The sequence below is a fragment of the Polymorphospora rubra genome (genome assembly GCF_018324255.1).
GTDB lineage: Bacteria > Actinomycetota > Actinomycetes > Mycobacteriales > Micromonosporaceae > Polymorphospora > Polymorphospora rubra.
Genome location: NZ_AP023359.1, coordinates 8,260,538 through 8,276,210 on the forward strand (window position 1 = coordinate 8,260,538; position 15,673 = coordinate 8,276,210).

The following is a 15,673-nucleotide window of genomic DNA, read 5'->3' on the forward strand; positions in this document are numbered from 1 at the left end:
GGCCCGGTGCGTCGTGCGTGGAGGGTCAGCTGGTGACGATGGAAGCGCCGTAGCTGCCGAGCGAGGTGCCGATCGGGATGTAGTACACGTAGTTGTAGCCCGGGGAGAAGAGGGTGCCGGGGCAGTTGGCGGGCGCGACGGGGTTGGAGCCGGCCGTGATGGTGCCCAGGGCGTTGGCCTTGCCGTCGGTCCGGTAGGCGATCACCGGGCCGCCGCTGTCACCGGGCGCGACCGCGCACAGGCCGGCGGTCTGGCGGGCCTGGACCAGCGGTCCGACGGAGCCGCACGGGATACCGCCGATGGAGAGGTAGAGGTTGACCGCGGTGACCTGGACGCTGCTGTGCTCGCCGCTGGTGGATCCGCTGGTGACGACCCAGTTGCCGACGAAGCTGCCGGCGGTGCCGCCGATGGCGACGCTGGTGGACGAGTTGTTCGGGCCGGTGAAGACCCGACCCCAGGAGCCGGTGTTGATGATCTCGATGTCCTGACAGGCGATCTTGCTGTGGATGGTGCCCATCGGGACGTTGGCGCCGGTGGTCACGGTCTGACCGTTCTCGCCGCAGTGTCCGGCGGTGAGCATCTGCTGGGAGCCGCCCACGTTGATCGCGAAGCCGGTGCTGCATCCGCCGCCCGGCGACCAGAACCGGCCGCCGCCGTAGTAGTTCGGGGTGTCGGCCTGCCGGCTGAAGGTGGCGACCGGCTTTCCACCGGCCACGATGGTGACCGGCACGGCGGAGTTGCGGACGGCCGGAGCCGCGCTGACCTGAGCGCCGTTGCCCTCGACGGTGAGCTGGATGCCGCTTCCGTCGACCGCCGGGGTGACGTTGACGACGTTGGGTACGGCGGCGAGGCCGCGGGCCGCGGAAGCCAGTTCGGCCTCGGAGAACCGGGCCGGGAGGAGCTTGACGGGCACGTTGCGGTTCAGGTCGGTGACCAGTGAACGCACGCCGGCGCCGGCGTCGCCCTTCCAGTAGACCCGCACCTCGCGGTTCTCGGGAGCGGCGACGATCCCGGCGAAGCCGGCGTTCTTGGCCGCTGCCACCTTCTCGGCGGCGGCGTTGAGCTTGCTCTGGACGGCGATCAGCTCCGACCAGTCGGCGAAGCCACCCGGTACGGCGCCGACCGGCCCCGCGCCGGGCGTGACCGGCTTGGCGTTCGGCGCCGCCGACGCCGGGCTGGTGAGCGACGCGGCGACGAGTACGGCGACGCCTGCCGTGACAAGCGCGCGATGCAGAATCGCGCGCCTGTTCGCGGACCGTGATCCGATCATCTGTGCGACCTCCTACTGCGGAATCGCGGCGGTCGATTGGCCGCCGCGATTCCGTAGTGTTCCGGCCGGGATGCGGCAAGTCACTATCAGCAAAGATTCTTTCGCATACGCCCACAGTCGCCACATGAAACAATTGCATTGATCTCCATTGATGGATATGCAGGTCAACTTCATGGTGAATATTCCTCGCATCCCCCCGTGCGAATATCATCTCGAAGCGCCACGCCCGTTCATTCCCGGGTGATTCACCAACTCGGAATCGATCGACACCCCGGACACTTTTCCGGCACCGGGCGCGAACCCACGACAATCCAGGTCATGGGCCGGGCGCTTGTCGCGCGACGGCCACGTCAGCGGGTACACCGCCTCGTCGGCAGCGAACGCCGCCCGGTGGCCGGCCAACTCCGCCTCGTACCGCTCGAAACTCTCAGCGGGTCTCCCCTTTTCTGCAGAGCCCTTGTGAGTGAAGGTCCTACCGAAACATTCCGGCGTGTTCCCGGACCGGGTTTCGCGGGCCGGATCGTTCTCCGACGCGACGCGGATCCGCCCTCGAAAATGATCCTTTCGGCCGGCCGCACGCGCCGATAGCCACCATCGACCAGTAGCCGGCAGTACGCAACTCCGGTCGACGGGCAGTCCCGGGCACCCGTCCGAAGACTTGCCTGACATATGACCGTTTTGGCGCAACGGAATTCGTCAGGGGTTGGACGGTTCGCGGGCGACTATCGGTTCGCCCCCTGGATACTGGTTTTTGTTAGGTGATGTCGCGGCGCATCGGTACGACGACAGCGATGGCGGAGGCGATCAGGGCGTACGTCACCAGCAGCAGGGCGCCGGCCGCGGGTGGTAGCAGGTGGATGGTCGTGGTATCGAGTTGTTGCGCCATGGCGTCGGCCAGGTAGGTGAAGTCGGTCAGGGACGCGGTCGCGCCGCCGGGCAGGATCGGATAGACGAGGTTGGCGCCGGGGATCATCATCAGCACCGTCTCGCCCAGATGCAGGTAGCCGATGACCACGCACAGGGCCACGACCTGGTTGCGGATGAGTGCGCCCATGGCGACGCCGATGAGCAGGTACGCCACCATCGCGACAGCGATGCGGGCGAGCAGGGCCAGCACGGTGCCGGTCGGCAGGCCGAGGGACACGCCCCGGGCCGCGGCGACGCCGAGAAACGCCGCGGCGGCGGTGCCGGCGAGGACGATTCCGTAGGCCAGGCCGGCGATCCCGTACGTGACGAGCTTGGCGGCCAGCACCTGCCAACGACGTGGTGCGAACAGGAAGGTGACCCCCACCGTGCGGTGCCGGTACTCGGCGGTGACCGCGACGGTACCGATGGCGGCGGGGACGAATGCGGTGAAGCCGAGGATGCCGAGAACCGACCGGATGCCGGCTTCGGTGTCCAGGCCCGGCATGGGCGGGTCGAAGTTCTCCGGGCCGACGAGGGTCATGGCGCCGATCAGGCCGCCGCCGAGGAGCGCGGCTATCAGCAGCAGTCCGGGCCACATCCGGGTGGCCAGGAGCCGGCGGAACTCCGCCTTGATCAACGATGTCATCGGGCACCGGCCTCTCGGCGCGTGGTCCCCTGGTCCGGGGTGAGGTGGAAGAAGAGCTGCTCGAGGCTGGCGTGCTCGGTGACCAGTTCGTGGATCCGTATCCCGTGCGTCGCGGCCAGGTCGGCGATGACCGGTGCGGCCAGGCCGGGTACCCGTAACTGGTCGACCCCGACCGGTTCGACGCGTGACCCGCCCGCACCTGTCGCCCGGACGGCGGATGCCAGGATCACCGCCAGCGCCTCGGCGTCCGGGGAGCGGACCAGCACCGCGGCCGGCCCCGCGAGCCGTGCCCACGGCCCGGCGGCGACCAGTTCACCGCCCCGGATCACCACCACATCGTCCGCGAGTTGCCCGACCTCGCTGAGTACGTGACTGGAGACCAGAACGGTGCGCCCCTCGGCGGCCAGGCGGCGCAGCAGGGTGCGCAGCCACGCCACGCCGTACGGATCGAGGCCGTTGCTCGGCTCGTCGAGCAGCAGCACACGTGGGTCTCCGAGCAGTGCGGTCGCGAGACTGAGCCGCTGTCGCATGCCGGTGGAGAAGCCACGGGTGCGACGGTCGGCGGCGTCGGTCAGGGCGAGCGCCTCCAGCAGTTCCGTAACCCGGCTGCGCGGGTATCCACCCATCGCGGCGTAGACGCCCAGGTGGTCGCGGGCCGTGTGTCCAGGGTGGAAGGTGGCGGCGTCGAAGACGGCACCGACCGTCCCGGACGGCCTCGGCAACTGCCGGTACCGCCGGCCACCGATGGTCGCGGTGCCGGAGGTGGGCGACACCAGGCCGGTGAGCACCCGCATCGTGGTGGTTTTGCCCGCCCCGTTCGGGCCGAGGAACCCGGTGACCACACCCGGCTCGACGGTGAAGCTGAGATCGCGGATCGCGGTCACGGAACCGAACCGCTTCGTCAGGTGCGAGACCTCGATCCGGTGGTCGTCGCGGGTCATGGGCGTACCGCCGTCGCCTGCCGGATCGCCTGGGCGAGGGCCGGCGCGGCCGGATCGGACAGCACGATCTCGTCGAACTCGCCACCGGCGGCCGCACGGTCCAGGACGAGATGCAACCCGGGGTTCCCGCGGCGGGCCGACACGAGTTGGCGGGGCCGCCGAAGATGCCCCAGATGCCGAGCTTGATGAACCCCGACACCACGTACCCGCGCCGGGCACCGCGCGCCAGGGACAGTGGCCGGTCGACACACGCGGCTTGCCGTACCGCGGCGATGGGAACCGCGATCCGCTCGCGTCCGATCCAGAGTCGCTCTGTCGCGGTGAACCGGACGTCGATCAGGTCAGCGGTCAGAGTTACCGATGCCATGAGCTTTTCCTTCCGTGGTGTCCGGGACGTCTGCCGACCCCGGTGGCGGCTCGCGGGTGGGCTCGGGGCCGGTGGCTGCCCGATCGGCAACAGGACGGTCGCCAGCAGTCGGGCCTCGCGCCCGTTCCCCGGCCCGTTGCCCAGCAGCGGGCCGATGAGTCTGTTGAGGTCGCTGGCGAACCTGGCCAGTTCCGCGTCGCTGAGGTGCAACACGAGTTGGTGGTATCCGACCCCGTCGGCGGCGAAGTCGATCCGCTCCCTGGCCAGGTAGCGGGAGAACTCGGAGAGCAGACCCGACATGAACGCCGTGAAGTACCGTGCGTGGTCCTCGGGCGTGGCCGAGGCCGTCGCCTCGGGATCGAGCGTCGCGCCGTGAGCGGGCAGCGCGTACACCCGCTCGACCGCGCCACGCACCTTGCGCTCCTCGACCACATCGAGGAGGCCGCCTTCCACCAGCGTCGTCAGCTGCCGGTAGAGCGTGGCCTGCGGTACGTCCGGCAGCAGCGTGACGAGTTCGCGCGTGGTGCGTCGCGCACCGGCGACAGCCCGCAGGATCCGAATCCGGACCGGATGCAGCGCCAGTTCGGCCCAGCGCCCACCTGAAATCTCCACGACGCAACGTTATCATTATCGAGAATGATAGCGGTGGTCGGGGCTGTCCCAGCGCGTCGGGGCGCACCTGCCACCGGCAGGTGCGCCCCGACGCGTGGTCGCTAGCTGACGGTTCGGAAGCCGCGCAGGCGGAGGCTGTTCGCCACCACGAAGACCGAGGAGAAGGCCATCGCGGCGCCGGCGATCATCGGGTTGAGCAGGCCGGCGGCGGCCAGCGGAAGGGCGGCGACGTTGTAGGCGAACGCCCAGAACAGGTTGCTCTTGATGATGCGTAGCGTCCGGCGGGAGAGCCGGATGGCGTCCACGGCAGCGGTCAGGTCGCCGCGGACCAGGGTCAGGTCGGACGCCTCGATCGCCACGTCGGTCCCCGTACCCATGGCCAGCCCCAGGTCGGCCTGGGCGAGCGCGGCGGCGTCGTTGATTCCGTCGCCGACCATCGCGACGGCCCGGCCCGAGGCCTGAAGCCGCTTGACCACCTCGACCTTGTCGGCCGGCAGCACCTCGGCGATCACCTGGTCGATGCCGACCTCGGCGGCGACGGCGGTGGCGACGGTGGTGTTGTCGCCGGTGAGCAGTACCGGAGTCAGGCCGAGTGCGCGCAGCCCGGTGACGGCCGCCCGGCTGGTCGGCCGGACCGTGTCGGCGACCGCGAGGACGCCACGGGCCCGGCCGTCCCAGCCGGCCAGCACCGCGGTCCGGCCGGCCGCCTCGGCCGCGGTCGCGGCCCGCTCGACCTCCTGCGGTACGTCGAGCCCGCGCTCGCGCAGCAGCCGCAGCCGGCCGACCACCACCTCCCGGCCGTTCACGGTGCCGGTCACGCCGAGGCCCTCGGCGTTCGCGAAGCCGGTCACCGGTGCCGGTACGCCGGTCCGCGACGCCTCGGCGGCGATCGCCTGGGCGATGGGGTGTTCACTGGCGGCCTCCAGCGCGCCGGCCAGCCGAAGCAGGTCATCGGGGTTCTCGCCGTCGGCGGGCAGCACGTCGACCAGGGTCATCCTCCCGGCGGTGACGGTGCCGGTCTTGTCGAGCACCACGGTGTCGACCTTCTTCGTGCTCTCCAGCACCTCCGGGCCCTTGATCAGGATGCCGAGCTGGGCGCCGCGGCCGGTGCCGACCAGCAGGGCGGTCGGGTGGCCAGGCCGAGCGCGCACGGGCAGGCGATGATGAGAACCGCCACGGCCGCGGTGAACGCGGCGGTCAGGCCGCTGTCGTTGCCGATCCAGAAGCCCAGGGTGGCGGCGGCCAGGGCGATCACGATCGGAACGAACACCCCGGAGATCCGGTCCGCGAGGCGCTGCACGGCGGCTTTGCCGGCCTGGGCCTGCTCGACCAGCTTCGCCATCTGCGCCAACTGGGTGTCGGCGCCGATCCGGGTGGCGGTGACCACGAGGCGGCCGCCGGCGTTCACGGTGCCCCCGACGACGGTGTCGCCCGCGCCGACCTCGACCGGAACGGACTCGCCGGTGAGCATGCTGGCGTCGACGGCCGAGGTGCCCTCGTCGACCACCCCGTCGGTGGCGATCTTCTCGCCCGGCCGGACCACGAACCGATCGCCGACGGCAAGCTGGTCGACCGGGATCCGGGTCTCCACGCCGTCGCGGAGTACCGCGACGTCCTTGACCCCGAGTTCGAGCAGGGCGCGCAGGGCCGCGCCGGCGGTGCGCTTCGAGCGGACCTCGAAGTAGCGTCCGGCGAGGATGAAGGTGGTCACCCCGGCGGCGGCCTCCAGGTAGATGTTGCCGGCGCCCCCGGTACGGCTGATGTCGAAGCTGAACGGGTGGGTCATGCCGGGCATGCCGGCGTCGCCGAGGAACAGCGCCCACAGCGACCAGCCGAACGCGGCGAGGGTGCCCAGCGAGACGAGGGTGTCCATGGTGGCCGCACCGTGGCGCAGGTTGATCCAGGCGGCCCGGTGGAACGGCAGGCCACCCCAGACCACGACCGGGGCGGCCAGGGTCAGCGACAGCCACTGCCAGTAGGTGAACTGCCAGGCCGGCACCATGGCCAGCAGGATCACCGGCACGGTCAGCACGACCGAGACCCACAGTCGGGTGCGCGGGCCACGCGTTTCGTCCACCGGCTCGGCGGCCGGTCGCGGGCCGGCCGACGCCGGCGGGGGTGGCAGGACGGCGGTGTAGCCGGTCTTCTCGACAGTGGTGATCAGATCCTGCGGCGTGACGGTGTCGTCGTAGCGGACGGTCGCCTTCTCGGTGGCGTAGTTGACCGTGGCGGTCACGCCGTCGAGGCGGTTGAGTTTCTTCTCGATCCGGCTGGCGCAGGAGGCGCAGGTCATCCCGCCGATTTCGAGTTCGAGCTGGTTCCGCGCGACGCGCGGCGGCCTGGCGGGTGAGGTCATGACGTGCTCCGGTCTCAGTTGTGGGGGTGGCCGGGCTCGCCGTGCCCACCGCCGGCGGAGGGGCCCGGCGTCGCGGGCGCGGCCGGGGCGGTGCCGCCGACCATGGGGGCCTGGCCGGCGGTCAGGGTGAATTCCGCGGTGCGCACGGTGCCCTGGTGCTGGAAGTCGAGGAACAGCCGGTACGTGCCGGCCGAAGGGACCTCGGCGAAGAAGGTGACCTGCGGTCCCGGGCTGGTCCGGCCGTCTCCGGGCTCGCCTTCGGGGTGCACGTGCAGGTACGCCAGGTCGCCCTCGCGCAGGGCGACCAGGTGCCCGTAGGCGCCGAGGTACGGCTGCAGGTCGGTCACCGGAGCGCCGGCGCGGCTGACGGTCAGGTTCAGCTCGGCGGTACGACCGGGCTGGAGGGTGCCGTCGATCGTGACCGTGTATCCGTCGACCGAACTGCTGGTCTCCGGTGTCGACAACGGTCGTGGGGTGAACGGGCCGGGAACGGACACGTCCACGCCGAGGGTCAGCGGCTGGCCACCGCTGGGCGTGAAGTCGGCGAAGGCCCGCCAGGTGCCGGGCTCGCCGACCGGGGAGGCGACCCGCCAGGTGCCGTCCGACGCCATCTCCGGGTGCACGTGCCGGAAGCCGGAGAGGTCCCGGCGGGTCACGATGAGGTGCATCCGCTTCTCGTGCGCTTCGTCGAAGGCGGTGACGGTGTGCCCGTCCGGGCCGGTGATCCGGAAGGCGAACTCGTCCACCGGTGCCGTGACCGGGACCAGGGTGTAGCCGCGGTCGGAGACCAGCAGGCCGCCGGGAATCCGCCCGGCCGCTTCCGGGTCGCTGTCGTGGCCGCCGCCGTCGTGGCCGGTGGTGCTCTCGGAGCGGGTGTCGGCGGCCGGAGCGACGGGGTCGACGACGTGGCCGACCCCGTACGCCGCGCCGAACACCGCCGCGAGGCCGAGGGCGAATGCGCTCAGCTTCGTCGCCGTGTTCATGACTGGCACCTCGGTTCCGTGGGGTGGGGCGGCCTTCAGGCGTCGGCGAGGTCGTAGCCGGCCTCGTCGACGGCGGCCCGTACGGTGGCCGGGTCCAGCGGCGCCGCACTGGTCACGGTGACCCGCCCGGAGGCGAGGTCGACCTGGACGTCGCTGACGCCCGCGATGCCGCTGATCTCGGTGCTGACCGAGTTGACGCAGTGGCCGCAGGTCATGCCCTTCACCTGGTAGGTCGCGTTGGTCATGGAGCACTCCTCTCAGCATACCCCTGGGGGTATAGGTCGGACAAACGCCTGGGACCTCTCATCCGGATTCATACCGGGAGGGGGTATCGCCGGGTACGACCGTAGCATACCCCCGAGGGGTTACGTTATCCTCGACTTCCATGACCACACCGACGCCGGCCCCGACCCGGGGCTACACCGCCACCAAGGACCAGTTGCTCGCGCGGCTGCGCCGCGTAGAGGGGCAGGTCCGCGGCATCGAGAAGATGGTCGACGACGACCGGTACTGCATCGACGTACTCACCCAGATCTCCGCGATCCAGGCCGCCCTCGACAAGGTGGCCCTCGGCCTGCTCGACGGACACGCCCGGCACTGCATGCACGAGGGTGCGGTGGAGGGCCGGGCCGACGAGATGGCCACCGAGATGATGGCCGCTGTCGGCCGCCTCATGAAGCGCGGCTGACACCTGACGGCGTGACGCCACCGGAACCGCGGGCAGCCTCACATCCGGGATCTCAGCACGTCGACTTCCACCGCCTCTGAACCGGCCACCGGGACGGCTCCGCCGCACGGAAGCCGTCCCGGCACACCGGGCTGCCGGTCAGCCGGCGGATGGGACGGTCCATGAGGACCGGATCAGCTCCCGCTCGGCGGCGGCGAGGTGGGCGGTCGCGGCGAGCCAGGCCCAGGCGTACCGGTCCGGGTCGGGATCGGTACGCCGGCCGAACACGTCACGGCCGCACCGGTCGGACTCGTCGGCGAGCGCGGTGGCCACCACGGCGGCGGTGGTGAAGCCGGCCCGACGCAGCGGACCGGCCAGCCCGGCGCCCGCGTCGCGGGCCGCCTCGGCGACGGCCCGACGACCGCCGGAGACGGCCAGTTCCACCAGCCGACGGACCCGCCACAGCGGGGACTCCGCAACCGCGTCGGCGCCGACGGCGAAACCCGGTTCGGTCGCCGCGGCCGGGTCGCGCGGCGGTAGGTGGCCGCCCTGGATCTCGTCGTAACCGAGGTCCGCCCGGCCGTGCCAGTCCGCTGGCAGCCGCAGCGTCCCGGCCGCACCGGGCACCGGGCCGACCACGAGCGGGTGCAGGGTGCTGGCCCGGTCCGGGTCCAGCCGGCCGACCACCCGGATCCGCAGGCCGGGCCGGGAGGCGAGCCGTCGCAGGTTGGCCACGTGGGCCAGCACCGGGTGGGAGTTGACCGGCACCAGCCGGATCACCGGCCCGTCCGGCAGCGGTGCACGGTCCGGTCCGGCGTCGGTGGCGGGGGCCAGTTCGCGGGCCAGCACCTGGTCGCCGACGGCACCGACCACCATCAGGTCGCAGCCGATCAGTGCGGTCCCGGCCCGGGCCGGATCCGCCGGGTCGTCGGCGGCGAGTTGGGCGGTCACCACCTCGGCGAGCGGGCGGGCGAACAGGTCCGCCAGCGGCCCGGTGGACCAGTCGGTCCCGGGGATCGGGGTGGCCCGGACCCCCTTGCCGGCACCCAGCCGGCCGTCCGGGGCGACGGTGGTGCCGGTGATCCGCAGGCCGCCGCGGGACAGCACCGCGTGGTTGACCGCGACCGCGCCCATCTCGGTAACCGCCCGGGCACAGTCGCGGGCCCGGTCCGGGCCGCCCGGTTTCACGTCGCCGAAGGAGAGCCGGCGCCCGTCGGCGGCGACCAGGTGGGTGACCACGCCGGCGTACCCGGTCGCGCTGATCACCGGTTCCCGGCAGACGCCGTACACGTCCAGCGTGCCGTCCGGCTGGTAGGCCCGCCGGAGGACGCCGACCAGCGCCGGGTCGGGATCGCCGGCGGCCAGCCGGCCGGCCACGTACAGCAGGTCGTGCAGCACCTCGACCAGCTCGGCCAGCCGGTGGCCGGTCTGTCGTTCCCGGTGCGCGCGCAGGCCGCGTACCACGCGCAGCGCGGCGCTCTCGGCCCGCGGCAGGGCGGCCAGCCGGGCGCCGTGGGCGGCCCGCAACAGTTCCGCCTGGGGAACCGCGCCGGCGGCGGGCACGCCGGCCGCGAGCACCGCGGCGGCCGCCCGCCACACCGCCTCGGCGGCGGCCCGTTGCGCCTTCGTCGGTGCCGTGTTCCGGCCGGTTGCCGCGCCGGCCGTCCTACCGGTCCGCCCGGTCGCCGCGCCGGCACTGTCCGAACTCGACGGTCCGGCGGTGGTGGACGCCGGCTCGGGGTGGGTGCCCCGATCGGCGACCGGGCAGGCGACCAGGACCGCGGTCCGGTGCAGGCAGCGGGGCGTCAACAGGCAACTGCACCGCGCCTGGTCCGGATCGGTGACCGCGCCGGTCGGCCCGGGCGTCAGAGTGACCAGTGCCTCGGGACCGCAGTCGACCGACACGCCGCCGTCGACCCGGCCGACCGGTACGCCGGCCATCCGTTCGACGGTGGCGTCCAGGCGCTTGTGCAGCCGGGGCGGCAGGGCCGCCACCGCCGCGGCGGTGACCCCCGGCAGCACCGGCGGCAACCGGTCGGTGTCCACGGCGATGGCTGTACGGTCCGTCAACGTGATCCTCCGCGGATGCGGTCGCCCACCCAGCGGGCGAGTTCGAGCGGGCTGAGGGCGGCGACCGGCATCCCGGCCGCGGCGAGCTGCTCGGCGACCGGTACCGAGTAGCAGGGCACTCCCCTGTCGTTCAGCGCGGCGCAGCCGAGCAGATGCAGGCCGGAGCCGGCCAGCGTGCGAACCTCGCCGAGCAGCCCGGCGAGCGGATAGCCCTCCTCGAAGTCGCTGACGACCGCGACGATGGTGCGGCTCGGCACGGTCACCAGCGAGCGGGCGTGGGCCAGCGCGGCGGCGATGTGCGTGCCGCCACCGACCCGCACCTCCAGCAGCAGCGACAGCGGGTCGTCGACCCGGTCGGTCAGGTCGACCACCTCGGTGGAGAAGGCGAGGAAGTGGGTGGACAGGGTGGGCACCCCGGCCAGTACGGCGGCGGTCAACGCCGACCACACCACCGACGCCTCCATCGAGCCGGACACGTCGACGACCAGCACCAGCCGCCAGTCGGCTTCGGTGCGGGTCCGGGTGTTGAAGACCGGGCGTTCCGGCACCACCACCGTCCGCCCGTCGCCGAGCCGCTGGGTGTGCGCCAGATTCGCCCGCAACGTACGGGCGAGGTTGATCCGGCCACCGGGACGGCGGGACGGACGCGGGTTGGTCAGCCCGGTCAGCGCCGGACGCATCCGGGTGGCCAGCTCCCTGGTCAGCTCCTCGACCAGCCGCCGGACCAGTGGCCGCAGCTTGGCCAGCTGGCTCTCGGGCAGGCCACCGGCCAGCGACAGGACCGAGGTCAGCAGCTCCATCGAGGGGCGTACGGCGGCCGGGTCGAGCTCGGTGAGCACGTCGGTACGGCCGTTCTCGGCCGCCCGGGCGATGACCTCCTCGCGTACCGCGGTGCCGAACAGCGCCTCGAGTTCGTCGGCCCATTCGCGGGCGGTCGGGAAGGCGGCTTCCTGGCCGCCACCGGCCGCCGGGCCGAGGTCGGTGGCGCCCTCGCCCTGACCCGCCCCGTAGAGCTCGTCCAGGGCGCGGGCGTAGCGGCGGGCGTCGGCCGGCAGCCGGTCGGGTTGGCGGCCGAGCAGCAGCCGCCACCGGTCCGCGGGGGCGAGCCGGGCGGTCGGCGTGTCCGACCCGGGTGCGGAGCCGGCGGGAGTGTCGGCGGGGGCGTCGACCACGGCTCGCGGGTCGGCCGTCGCCGGGTCCGCGATCGGGATGTGGCGGGCGACCAGGGCGGCCCGGCCGGCCGCGTCGGCGGCGGCCCAGGAGGCCAGCAGCTCGGGCGGGGCGGACAGGGCCAGATCGAGCCGGTCGCCGAGCCGTTCGCCGACGGTCTGCAGCATCCGGTCCCGGGCCGCCGGGGTGAGCACGTCGAAGCCGCCACGCAGCGCCGGCAACCGGTCCAGGAAGTCGGCGTCGGTGAGCCCCTCGATCCGCTCCAGCAGCGGGTCAAGCGCGGCCGGGGCGGACTGCAGCAGCGGGTGCGCCGCGGTGAGCAGGCCACCGAGCACCCGGCGCAGGTGTCGCCGGGTGTCCGGCCCGGTCGCCGCGTCGATCCAGCCGGCCACCCGGGTGCCCAGGGTCTGCGGGCCGGTCAGTTCGAGCAGCACCCGGGCGGCCAGGGCGGCGCCCTGGATCAGCGGCGAACCGGCCCGGGCCAGGTGGTCGAGCGCCTCGTCCAGGCGCAGACCGATCCGGTCCCCGCCGGCCCGGACCGCGAGGTCGACCAGCGCGGTGGCGTCGGCCGCGGCGTCGCTGCCGGCCAGGCCGGGCAGTCCGCGGACCGCCGCGTCCAGCAGTACGACGGCCAACTCGGCCGCCCGGGCCCGGCCGTCGACGGTGGTGCCGGGCAGGTGTTCGCGGCGCAACGCCTCCAGCAGGTCCAGTGCGGCCAGCAGTTCGGGCAGCGTGCCGGTCCCCGGCAGCACCGTCGCGGCCAGCTCGAGCCGGTCGGTGACCAGCTCGGGCAGGTCGCACCGGGCGGCGTCGCGCAGTCCGGCGAGTAGCTGTGCGGCGGCGGGTCCGCCGTCGGCGGCCTCCCGGCGGAACCGTTCCCGCAGGGTGCCGGCGGCGGCCAGCGCCGGGGTCACCCCGCGTACGCCGACCAGGTCCAGCCGTGCCGCCACCGACGGCGTCCAGGCCAGTTGCCACCGGGTGGTCAGGGCGGCGCCGTCGCCGGTGCCGGACACCGCGATCTGCTCCCCGTAGCCGACGCCGCAGACCTGGAGGCGTTGCAGCAGGATCTCCCTGCGCCCGTCCAGTTCGGTGCGCAGCGGGTCCAGCCGGACCTCGCGGGACTTCGGGCTGTCCGGGTTGGGCAGCCGCAGCGCGGCGAGTTCCGCCTCGGCCGCGGGGCCGAGCCCGGACCGTGGCGTACCGGGGGCGATCCGGCCCCGTTCGGCACCGACCAGCACGGTTTCCAGCGCCTTGGCCAGTGCCCGGCCCCGACCGAGCAGTTCGCCCTGGCCGAGCACGGTGGTCACGGCCTCCAGCACCTCGCCCCGACCGGGGGCGGGCAGGTCCCGCAGCCGGGCCAGGTCGCCGGCGAGCCGTACCGTCTCGGCGGCCTCACCGGTACCGGCGGTGTGTCCGGCCCGGCGGAGTTCCCGGCACAGGTCGGTGACCGCCCGGGCGGCGGCGGCCCGGATCCGCTCCGGGTCGCCGGCAGCGGTGAGAACGAGCTGCTGCCAGCGCGGGTCGCGGATTCCGGCCGGGTAGCCGGAGCGCGAGTCGAGCAGGTCGAACGCGTACGGCACCAGCGAGGTGGTCGCCGGGGCGCCGCCGTTGGTGGTGGCCGGGCCGGGCCGGGTCGGCACGGACCGGTCCGGACCGTCCGGGGCGGCGAGCAGCGCCGGCGCGTGGAAGGCGCCGATCACGGCGGCGACCCGCCGGCCGTCCGCACCGGCCTGCGCCAGCACCTGGCGCATGTGCCGCTCGCGGGCCAGGTCCCGGGCCGGTACGCCGTCGCCACCGGCGTTGTCCGTACGCATCGCCCAGCCGACGCCGAGGGCGGCCCGGCGAACCGCCTCGGGCGGGCAGCCGGGGGCACGCACCTCGACCACCCGGTCCCACAGGTCGTCGCCGTCGCGGCCGGTGCCGCTGGCGCTGAGCGCGGCGGCGTAGGACCGGCGCGGGCCGGGCAGCGGCTCACCCTCCGGACCGGCGGCGTCGATGGCGTCGATGGCGTCGGCGGTCCAGCCGGGGTCGGCCAGCGGCAGGTCGCAGCAGACCACCTCGACGCCGCGCTGCCGGGCCCAGCGGATCGCGGCCAGTTCCGGGGAGAAGTCGGCGAACGGGTAGAAGCCCATCGGCCCGTCCGTACCGTGGCTGCCGACCAGGGCCAGCGGAGCCTTCGCGGCCGGGTCGGACAGGTACGGCAGCCAGCGCTGGAAGTCGGCCGGCAGCTCGATGCAGACCACCTCGGCCCCGGCGGCGTCCAGCAGCGCCGGTACCACCGCCGCCAGGGCCGGACTGTGGTGCCGCACCCCGATCAGGTACGGCCGGTCCGAGCCGGCGAGCGCGTCGACCACGGCCCGCGGGTCGGCCGTCGTCGGTTCGACCGCCGCCGGGCCGTCCGCCACCGGGTCGGTGGTCGGCGGGGCCGGGTCGGTGACCGTGCGGGAAAGGGTCGTCACCGCAGGCTCTCCCGCAGGTCCCAGAGCCGGCGCCACATCGCCGAGCCGTCCTCGGCGCGGCGGCGGACCGGGCCGTCCCAGTAGCCGAGCAGCCGGGCGTGGTCGTTCTGGTCGTCCTTGCGTACGACGCCGAGCAGGTGCCCGGGCACCAGGTCGAGCGCGTCCCCGCCGGGCAGGTACGCGGCGGCCAGCCCGAGCGACACCGTCACCTGCACCGCCTCGGCGGTGGACATCGCCGTGCCGGGCCGCTCCACGTCCCAGCCCTCGCCCGACCGGCCGGAGCGCAGGTCGCGGAACACGGTGACCAGGGCGTCCAGTACCGCGTCGTCCACCGTGTACGCCGCGCCGGCGCGCTGCACGGCGGCGGTGGCCTGCCGGCGGACCAGGTCGGTCTCGAGGTCCGCGTCCGAGATCGGGTGGATCGTCTCGAAGTTGAACCGGCGCTTCAGCGCCGAGGACATCTCCGACACGCCCCGGTCCCGCAGGTTGGCGGTCGCGATCACGGTGAACCCGGGCACCGCCCGGATCAGGCCGTCGCCGGTGCCGGCCAGCTCCGGCACGTTCATCCGCCGGTCGGACAGGATGGACACCAGCGCGTCCTGCACCTCGGGCAGGCAGCGGGTGACCTCCTCGATCCGGGCCACCCGGCCGGTGCGCATCGCGGTCAGCACCGGCGAGTCGACCAGCGCCTGCGGGGTCGGCCCCTGGGCGAGCAGCAGTGCGTAGTTCCAGCCGTACCGGAAGGCGTCCTCGGTGGTGCCGGCGGTGCCCTGCACGGTCAGCGCGCTGGTGCCGCAGACCGCGGCGGACAGCAGCTCGGACAGCATGGACTTGGCGGTACCGGGCTCGCCGACCAGCAACAGGCCCCGCTCGCCGGCCAGGGTGACCACGCACCGCTCGACCAGACTCCGTTCACCGACGAACTTCGGCGAAATGGTCATGCTGGCCGGCAGTTCGGTGCCGTCCGGGCCGGTGCGCCGGCCGGCGGGCAGCTTCAACGCCTCGCCGTCGCTGCCCCGGATGAAGGTGACCACGGCGCGCGGGGTCAGCGCCCAGCCCGGTGGCCGGGCCCCGTCGTCGTACGCGGCCAGGAACGCCAGCTCGTCGGCGTGACGTTGTTCGGCCGAAAGGACCTGGGCGGCGGTCTCCGGCCCTGCGGTGGGGCGGACGTGTTCCGTCACGGTCACGGGTGTTCCTCGATCTCTCTGTGGTTCGGATGGGGTGTT

At 73.4% G+C, this 15,673-nt stretch carries 9 protein-coding genes and 2 pseudogenes; 1 reads left to right on the forward strand and 10 read right to left on the reverse strand.

Annotated elements, in window-relative coordinates; translation table 11 throughout:
- Positions 1 to 25: 25 nt before the first annotated feature.
- The 7 genes and pseudogenes from Prubr_RS36200 to Prubr_RS36235 all read right to left on the reverse strand — a co-directional run bounded on the left by Prubr_RS36200 (position 26) and on the right by Prubr_RS36235 (position 8,326).
- Entirely contained in the window at positions 26 to 1,270 is a 1,245-nt protein-coding gene (locus tag Prubr_RS36200; RefSeq protein ID WP_212820217.1) for a chymotrypsin family serine protease, read from the reverse strand.
- A 754-nt stretch (positions 1,271 to 2,024) separates the two neighbouring features.
- Entirely contained in the window at positions 2,025 to 2,822 is a 798-nt protein-coding gene (locus tag Prubr_RS36205; protein WP_212820219.1) for an ABC transporter permease, read from the reverse strand.
- Complete coding sequence (locus Prubr_RS36210; protein ID WP_212820221.1) at positions 2,819 to 3,763, reverse strand: ABC transporter ATP-binding protein; 945 nt, start codon at positions 3,761 to 3,763, stop codon at positions 2,819 to 2,821. Before Prubr_RS36210 ends, Prubr_RS36205 begins: the two co-directional genes overlap by 4 nt.
- 853 nt (positions 3,764 to 4,616) lie before the next feature.
- Positions 4,617 to 4,742, reverse strand: a pseudogene (locus Prubr_RS37560) (hypothetical protein); the annotation flags it as partial.
- A gap of 101 nt (positions 4,743 to 4,843) precedes the next feature.
- Positions 4,844 to 7,098 (reverse strand): annotated as a pseudogene (locus Prubr_RS36225) (heavy metal translocating P-type ATPase).
- A 14-nt stretch (positions 7,099 to 7,112) separates the two neighbouring features.
- Positions 7,113 to 8,081 carry a hypothetical protein gene (locus Prubr_RS36230; protein ID WP_212820223.1) on the reverse strand — a complete coding sequence of 323 codons (969 nt, stop codon included), beginning with the start codon at positions 8,079 to 8,081 and terminating at the stop codon, positions 7,113 to 7,115.
- A 35-nt stretch (positions 8,082 to 8,116) separates the two neighbouring features.
- Positions 8,117 to 8,326, reverse strand: coding sequence for a heavy-metal-associated domain-containing protein (locus tag Prubr_RS36235; RefSeq protein ID WP_212820225.1), 210 nt, complete (start codon positions 8,324 to 8,326; stop codon positions 8,117 to 8,119).
- Between the two features lie 140 nt (positions 8,327 to 8,466).
- Here Prubr_RS36235 and Prubr_RS36240 point away from each other — a divergent pair, with 140 nt between their 5' ends.
- Complete coding sequence (locus Prubr_RS36240; protein ID WP_212820227.1) at positions 8,467 to 8,769, forward strand: metal-sensitive transcriptional regulator; 303 nt, start codon at positions 8,467 to 8,469, stop codon at positions 8,767 to 8,769.
- A gap of 138 nt (positions 8,770 to 8,907) precedes the next feature.
- On the opposite strand, the gene Prubr_RS36245 is transcribed toward Prubr_RS36240, so the two are convergent.
- From Prubr_RS36245 to Prubr_RS36255, 3 genes are read right to left on the reverse strand one after another with little or no spacing between them, the layout of a single operon-like run.
- Entirely contained in the window at positions 8,908 to 10,818 is a 1,911-nt protein-coding gene (locus tag Prubr_RS36245) for a hypothetical protein (protein WP_212820230.1), read from the reverse strand.
- The gene (locus Prubr_RS37565; RefSeq protein WP_246568148.1) at positions 10,815 to 14,447 is read right to left on the reverse strand and encodes a vWA domain-containing protein; all 3,633 of its coding nucleotides are present in this window, start codon (positions 14,445 to 14,447) and stop codon (positions 10,815 to 10,817) included. Before Prubr_RS37565 ends, Prubr_RS36245 begins: the two co-directional genes overlap by 4 nt.
- A complete protein-coding gene (locus Prubr_RS36255; RefSeq protein ID WP_212820231.1) occupies positions 14,444 to 15,634 on the reverse strand; it encodes an ATP-binding protein in 1,191 nt (396 codons plus the stop codon). The genes Prubr_RS37565 and Prubr_RS36255 overlap by 4 nt, the downstream gene beginning before the upstream one ends.
- Positions 15,635 to 15,673 lie beyond the last annotated feature (39 nt).

Coding starts and splice junctions, on each gene's coding strand:
- Prubr_RS36205 (WP_212820219.1), bottom strand. CDS start 2,822: ATGACATCGTTGATCAAGGCGGAGTTCCGCCGGCTCCTGGCCACCCGG.
- Prubr_RS36200 (WP_212820217.1), bottom strand. CDS start 1,270: ATGATCGGATCACGGTCCGCGAACAGGCGCGCGATTCTGCATCGCGCG.
- Prubr_RS36240 (WP_212820227.1), top strand. CDS start 8,467: ATGACCACACCGACGCCGGCCCCGACCCGGGGCTACACCGCCACCAAG.
- Prubr_RS36210 (WP_212820221.1), bottom strand. CDS start 3,763: ATGACCCGCGACGACCACCGGATCGAGGTCTCGCACCTGACGAAGCGG.
- Prubr_RS36235 (WP_212820225.1), bottom strand. CDS start 8,326: ATGACCAACGCGACCTACCAGGTGAAGGGCATGACCTGCGGCCACTGC.
- Prubr_RS36230 (WP_212820223.1), bottom strand. CDS start 8,081: ATGAACACGGCGACGAAGCTGAGCGCATTCGCCCTCGGCCTCGCGGCG.